Consider the following 6303-nt stretch of genomic DNA (forward strand, 5'->3'; position numbering starts at 1 on the left):
GACGTATCTTTTTGAAAAGGGCGTAGATAAAATCGGTAAGAAAATAGGAGAAGAAGCAACAGAAGTTGTAATTGCTGCGAAAAATCGTGACGCAGAAGAATTGCAATGGGAAGCTGCGGATCTACTGTATCACTTATTAGTACTCCTTCAAGAACAAAAAGTGGATTTATACGATGTGTTAGAAGTGTTACAAAAACGACATGAGAGTAAATCATAAGTCTGTGTGATATAATAGAGAGATACTGAAAAGGAACCTTAGTGTTCCTTTTTATTTTTTCGGAGGCATTAATTGGAGAAAAAACAAAAACAACTAATAAAAGAAAATATCGTCTCGTTTATACCAACAGGCGAATATTATTATCAAAAAGCGCTACATGCTCTCAATCGAGAGCAATTTGACAAAGCGCATAAATATTTAAGACGTGCAGCGGAATTGAGTCCTGACGATCCGCTTATTTTAATGCAATACGCTATTGTGGAAATGGAAGTTGAAAAATACGACCATGCACTCGAGTTATTGCAAAGTGCTCATAGTCTTGACCCGAATGAAACGGAAATCATCTTTTTCTTAGCAGAAGTCAATGCACATCTAGGGTTTCTTTCTGATGCTCGCAAATTTGCGAAAAAGTACGTAGAACTGGATTTTAGTGGTGTTTACGCTGAAGAAGCAATGGAAATCATTGATTTTTCTGAACAAGAAGACTGGCCGTTATTTGAGGATGATAATTTTGGAAGTGAAATTTTAATTATTCAAGAAAAAGCCAGACGTATGATGGAACAAGGTAACTTTGACCAAGCTATCGAAGTGTTGGAAAAATTAATAGAAGAAAATACAGACTTCTGGGCGGCTTACAATAACCTAGCGCTTGCTTATTTCTATATTGGCGAAGTGGATCAATCAAAAGCCTTATTACACAAAGTACTTGAAGATAACACGGGTAATTTACATGCCTTGTGTAATTTAGCAGTGGTTCATTATTATGAAAAAAATGAGCCGGAACTTAATTACTTGTTAAATTTACTGAGTAAGATTCAACCATATATGTTAGAACATCGTTATAAACTGGGTGCGACATTTGCTTTAGTCGGCCGTTACGATAATGCCTATAAATGGTTACGTTCCCTACAAAAACGCGGATATGAGGGCGACCCAGGATTTTATTTCTGGTTATCACATTCAGCGTATTTTTCGGGCCATGAAAAAGAGGCACGCTTTGCATGGAAACAATTAATAAATATTGATCCAGATAAGCAAGGTCTTGAACCATGGGCTGGTCAAGTTGAAGGCGAAGCACTGCATGGAATGGAACATAACCGAGATTTTATTGTTGAGAAGCTTGAAAACGCTTATCGAAGTGAGCGTTTGTTTGGTCTGTTTTTACTTGGTAAGACAGCTCATAAACAAGAAATTATAGCTCATCCTGAATGGGTAAATGTTGAATCATATTCTACAATGGAAAAATGGTTACTCGCTTTTTCTCTTGGACATGAATTTGAAGCAAGACAACCAGACGAAATTTCATTTATGCGTGCAGTTAATGCGACAGATGTATTGTATGTAAAAAACCATCCCGTAACAATTGATGGATCATTTTTGTTTCAGATGTGGTTCGTTCTCATTGAACGAGCAATAGATAAAGGGTATGTCTTTAAAAATCCGAATGCCTTAGCAGCTGCAGCTGATTATATGTTCCAATCTTCTCGTTCTCAAGGAATTACGAAAAAAGCATTAGCAAAAAACTATGGAATCACAACAACAACCTTAACGAAGTATATAAATGAACTCATTCAGTTTTTACCATTCTCTGATACGTAAGCAAATAAGTTGAATAAGCGACATGAATCTTATACATTTGTTACAGAACATTGGGTTTAGGAGGTTTATAAAATGACTGAAGAAAAAATTTATGACGTTGTGATTATCGGGGCAGGTCCTGCAGGTATGACGGCGGCTGTATATACATCACGTGGAAATTTATCGACGTTAATGATTGAACGAGGAATTCCTGGTGGTCAAATGGCAAATACTGAAGAAGTTGAAAATTACCCTGGTTTCGAGCATATTTTAGGGCCAGAACTTTCGACCAAAATGTTTGACCATGCGAAAAAATTCGGTGCTGAATATGCATACGGAGATGTACAAGAAATTATTGATGGTGAAGCTTTTAAAACAATTAAAGCTGGTGGAAAAGAATACAAAGCACGCACGATTATTTTAACTACTGGTGCAGAATATAAAAAAATGGGCATCCCCGGCGAAACAGAACTAGGTGGACGCGGAGTAAGTTATTGTGCAGTTTGTGATGGAGCATTCTTTAGAAATAAAGAATTAGTAGTAGTAGGTGGTGGAGACTCGGCTGTTGAAGAAGGCGTTTATTTAACTCGCTTTGCAAGTAAAGTGACGATTGTCCACCGTCGAGAAGAATTACGTGCACAAAAAATCCTCCAAGATCGTGCATTTGCAAATGAAAAAATCGATTTCATCTGGAATCATACTGTAAAATCGATTAATGACGAAAATGGCAAAGTTGGAAGCGTAACATTAGCTTCAACAGTGGATGATTCTGAACAGGAATTTAAAGCGAACGGAGTATTTATTTACATCGGAATGCTGCCATTAACAAAGCCATTTGCAAATTTAGGTATCTTAAATGAAAATGGCTATATTTTAACAAATGAACAAATGGAAACTAAAATTCCTGGTATTTTCGCTGCAGGTGATGTGAGAGAAAAAACATTACGACAAATTGTTACTGCTACAGGTGATGGTAGTATTGCTGCTCAAGCAGCACAACACTATATTGAAGAGTTACATGAAAAATTAAGCGAAAAAGTTTAATTTTTAATCATTCTTTAATCCATCTGTAATACGCTTGCAACAATTAAGGTGTATATTTAAGGAAGTAAATTGACCCCCTTTTTATAGTAACATTTTTGACAGGCTGTTCGTCGATGAAAATCGATGGGCAGCCTCTTTTTTAATGTATACAAGTGAAATCGGTTTTTCACTCAGGTTTCCGGGGGGCTTTGGAAAGCACGATGCTACACCTTTACCTAATGAATAAGTAAGGGGGAATGTGACGAAGTCACATACTTCTACAGATAATCTTGCGGCTTGGATACTTTCGTCGCTCCCCTACAACCTTCGAGCAAGTTATTACTATATTTTGGCTTACTAATGAATCGACACTTTTCTTTAAAGAACCAAGCAGCCGAAGATGCTATTTCGGCTGCTACCCATTTTCTTTATTTTGGATAGTTGTTTCATTAACGCTCCTACTTGATAGGAGAAGGTAAAATAACAGAAGTAGAAAGAGGTCGAAATAGTATCTTTGGCCGAATATCTACATAAAGAAACTATCAATTCTCTAGTAAACCAAATCATCATTACTGAGCAAGTTCTGGTTGCAAGGGAGTGAAGGACGCACAACTGCCGCAGGATGATCTGAGAAAAGGGATGGGCGAAGTGACAAAGTCACAACCTCTTTGTTCTATAGACCTTAGTGCAGCAGGAAATGCGTCAGGAGCGACCTGGAAACCTATCCTCATCAGGAGATGCAATCAATGGCTACGAAGCATGTAATCTTATTATATTAACTCGCATTTTCCTGTGCCATATTTAATGGTCTCGAGCGATAGAAGCACATTCGTCTAATCTTATTGCATTCTTTTTGGTATGGTATCCATCAAAGTTGTATAATAGAATGAGTGAGTTTATTTGGATTTGGAGTGTCGAATATGCAACGTATAGCGAACTTAATTATATTGAAAAATCAACAAGTACTTTTATTAAGGAAACCACGTAGAGATTGGTATGTCGCACCAGGTGGGAAAATGGAATCAGGCGAGTCCATATACACTGCAGCTATTAGAGAGTTTCAAGAGGAAACGAATACTAAACCTGTGAATCCTCATTTAAAAGGTGTATATACGATGGTCATACGTGACGATGAGAAGGTTGAAAGCGAATGGATGTTATTTACCTTTATTGCGTATGATTTAGAAGGAATTCCATTTGAGCACACAAGCGAAGGAATCCTCGAATGGCATCCGGTAGAAGATTTAGCTCATTTACCAATGGCAGAGGGAGATCGCACGAATTTACAATTTGCTGTTTCTGGCAAAGGAGTTCAGTACGGCACTTTTGTTTACACCACTGACTTTGAATTAATTAAAGAAGATATTCAAGTGTCAAACGAGGGAGAGAAACAATAATGGAATTGCAACGACTAACTCAAGAGTCGGAATTTGTCATTATTACCGGCATGTCTGGCGCAGGTAAAACAGTAGCCATTCAAAGTTTCGAGGATCTCGGGTTTTTCTGTATCGATAATTTGCCACCAGCCTTGTTGTTGACATTTTTAAAGTTAATGAGAGAATCCGGGAAAGATATGAACCGGATTGCTGCAGTCATGGATATGCGTGGTGGAGATCTATTTGATTCGCTAATCGGCGCTCTGGATGATATGGAGAAGGAAAATGCGGTGACTCCGAAAATTCTCTTTTTAGAAGCAGACGATGAAACTTTGGTTAGACGCTACAAAGAAACACGTCGTTCACACCCCCTTGCACCTGCTGGGCTACCATTAGAAGGTATCGCAAGAGAACGCTTGTTGTTATCTGAGTTAAAAGGAAGAGCACAATTTATTTACAACACGTCTTCTTTAAAACCAAAAGAACTTCGAGAGAAAATTCAAGCTGAATTTTCAGCAAAAGGCAACTATACCTTTACTTTGAATATCATGTCATTTGGTTATAAACATGGAATGCCAATTGATGCTGACCTCGTATTTGATGTGCGATTTTTACCAAACCCTTATTATATAGAAGAGTTACGACCCAAGACAGGATTAGAATCAGATGTATCAGACTATGTATTAAAATGGCCTGAAACCAAGTTGTTGAATGAAAAATTAACTGATTTACTGGTTTATATGATTCCCCAATATAAACGAGAAGGTAAACGACAACTAGTAATCGCATTTGGTTGTACAGGTGGACAACATCGCTCCGTAACACTTACGGAATACTTCGCAAAATTGTTCCAACAAGATTATCAAACAGTGATAACACATCGGGATATTAAACATAGAAAGGGTTGATGGAATGGCACGTTCCAAACGCCGGAAACGAATCGTAATAATCGGCGGGGGAACGGGTTTATCTACGTTACTTCGAGGATTGAAAAAATTCCCTGTCGACATTACTGCAATTGTTACCGTCGCAGATGATGGAGGAAGTTCAGGCCGACTTCGAGATGATTACGATATACCGCCTCCGGGTGATATTCGAAAAGTAATGGCAGCATTGTCAGATGTGGAACCATTAGTTGAAGAAATGTTTCAGTATCGTTTTAGCGAATCGGATGACTTAGGTGGCCATTCTTTAGGAAACTTAATGTTAACAGCTTTGACAGATATAACCGGCGACTTTTCACATGCTATTCGTGAAATGAGCCGTGTTTTAAATGTTCATGGAACTGTATTGCCAGCTGCAAATCAAACCATTACTCTCCATGCAGAACTCGACGATGGTACAATAGTTACGGGAGAATCAAAAATTCCTACATATAATCAGCGTATTCATCGAGTATTTTTAACACCTAATGATGTAGAGCCACTTCCAGATACGATTAAAGCGATTCGAAAAGCTGATTTACTCGTATTTGGTCCCGGAAGTTTATATACTAGTATTTTGCCTAATTTACTAGTGCAAGGTATTCAAAAAGCGATTCTCGAATCTAAAGCTCATAATATATACATTTGCAATTTAATGACACAAGCCGGAGAAACACATAATTATTCTGCAGCTGATCATGTTCGCGCACTCTTTTTACATATGGGAGCTCCATTTATTGAAACCATTTTGTTGAATACGGATGAAGTTCCTTTGGAGGTTCAAAAAGTGTATGAACAAGAACAGTCTAAACCAGTAAGTTATGATGAATCTCGCTTAACTCAATTAGGAATCACTGTGGTCAAAAAAGATATTGCGACCATTCAGGATGGAGCCATACGCCATGATGCAATGAAAGTTGCCAAATGGCTGGTTCAATACGCGGAAGATAGGGAAAGTGCCATCAAGAATTCATCTATCTAGCTTTCGTTTGAAAGGAGGACAATTTTATGTCATTTGCATCTGAAACAAAAAAAGAAATGACGCAAGCTGACATAATCCCTTGTTGCGCGAAAGCAGAATTATCAGCACTTATTCGGATGAATGGTGCGCTTTCATTTGCCAATCGGAGTTTAAGCTTAGATGTTCAAACAGAAAATGCAGCAATAGCAAGACGACTATATACTC

Annotated in this window: 7 protein-coding genes; all 7 read left to right on the forward strand. The window is 37.9% G+C overall.

Annotated elements, in window-relative coordinates; translation table 11 throughout:
* On the forward strand, positions 1 to 217 hold a 217-nt coding region (gene hisE / locus AC1DOS_RS17130), incomplete at its 5' end, for a phosphoribosyl-ATP diphosphatase (RefSeq protein WP_477538473.1).
* Positions 218 to 289: 72 nt separating this feature from the next.
* Positions 290 to 1816: a tetratricopeptide repeat protein gene (locus tag AC1DOS_RS17135; protein WP_108585173.1), complete on the forward strand. Its 1527-nt coding sequence runs from the start codon at positions 290 to 292 to the stop codon at positions 1814 to 1816.
* 72 nt (positions 1817 to 1888) lie between these two features.
* On the forward strand, positions 1889 to 2839 hold the full coding sequence (gene trxB / locus AC1DOS_RS17140) for a thioredoxin-disulfide reductase (protein ID WP_108585172.1): 951 nt from the start codon (positions 1889 to 1891) through the stop codon (positions 2837 to 2839).
* A gap of 899 nt (positions 2840 to 3738) precedes the next feature.
* Positions 3739 to 4215 (forward strand): NUDIX hydrolase, encoded by a 477-nt coding sequence (locus AC1DOS_RS17145; protein ID WP_477538474.1) that lies wholly within the window; start codon positions 3739 to 3741, stop codon positions 4213 to 4215.
* Positions 4215 to 5102: an RNase adapter RapZ gene (gene rapZ, locus AC1DOS_RS17150; RefSeq protein ID WP_108585170.1), complete on the forward strand. Its 888-nt coding sequence runs from the start codon at positions 4215 to 4217 to the stop codon at positions 5100 to 5102. Before AC1DOS_RS17145 ends, rapZ begins: the two co-directional genes overlap by 1 nt.
* A 4-nt stretch (positions 5103 to 5106) precedes the next feature.
* Positions 5107 to 6099, forward strand: a complete 993-nt coding sequence (locus AC1DOS_RS17155; RefSeq protein WP_477538475.1) for a gluconeogenesis factor YvcK family protein — start codon at positions 5107 to 5109, stop codon at positions 6097 to 6099.
* Between the two features lie 26 nt (positions 6100 to 6125).
* Positions 6126 to 6303, forward strand: a 178-nt coding sequence (gene whiA, locus AC1DOS_RS17160) for a DNA-binding protein WhiA (protein WP_477538476.1), incomplete at its 3' end; no start/stop codon positions are given.

This window comes from Paenisporosarcina sp. P5_A11 (assembly GCF_056400705.1).

What these genes read in the sequence shown, in the direction of transcription:
- AC1DOS_RS17145 (WP_477538474.1), top strand. Translation starts at nt 3,739, where the DNA reads ATGCAACGTATAGCGAACTTAATTATATTGAAAAATCAACAAGTACTT.
- trxB (WP_108585172.1), top strand. Translation starts at nt 1,889, where the DNA reads ATGACTGAAGAAAAAATTTATGACGTTGTGATTATCGGGGCAGGTCCT.
- rapZ (WP_108585170.1), top strand. Translation starts at nt 4,215, where the DNA reads ATGGAATTGCAACGACTAACTCAAGAGTCGGAATTTGTCATTATTACC.
- AC1DOS_RS17155 (WP_477538475.1), top strand. Translation starts at nt 5,107, where the DNA reads ATGGCACGTTCCAAACGCCGGAAACGAATCGTAATAATCGGCGGGGGA.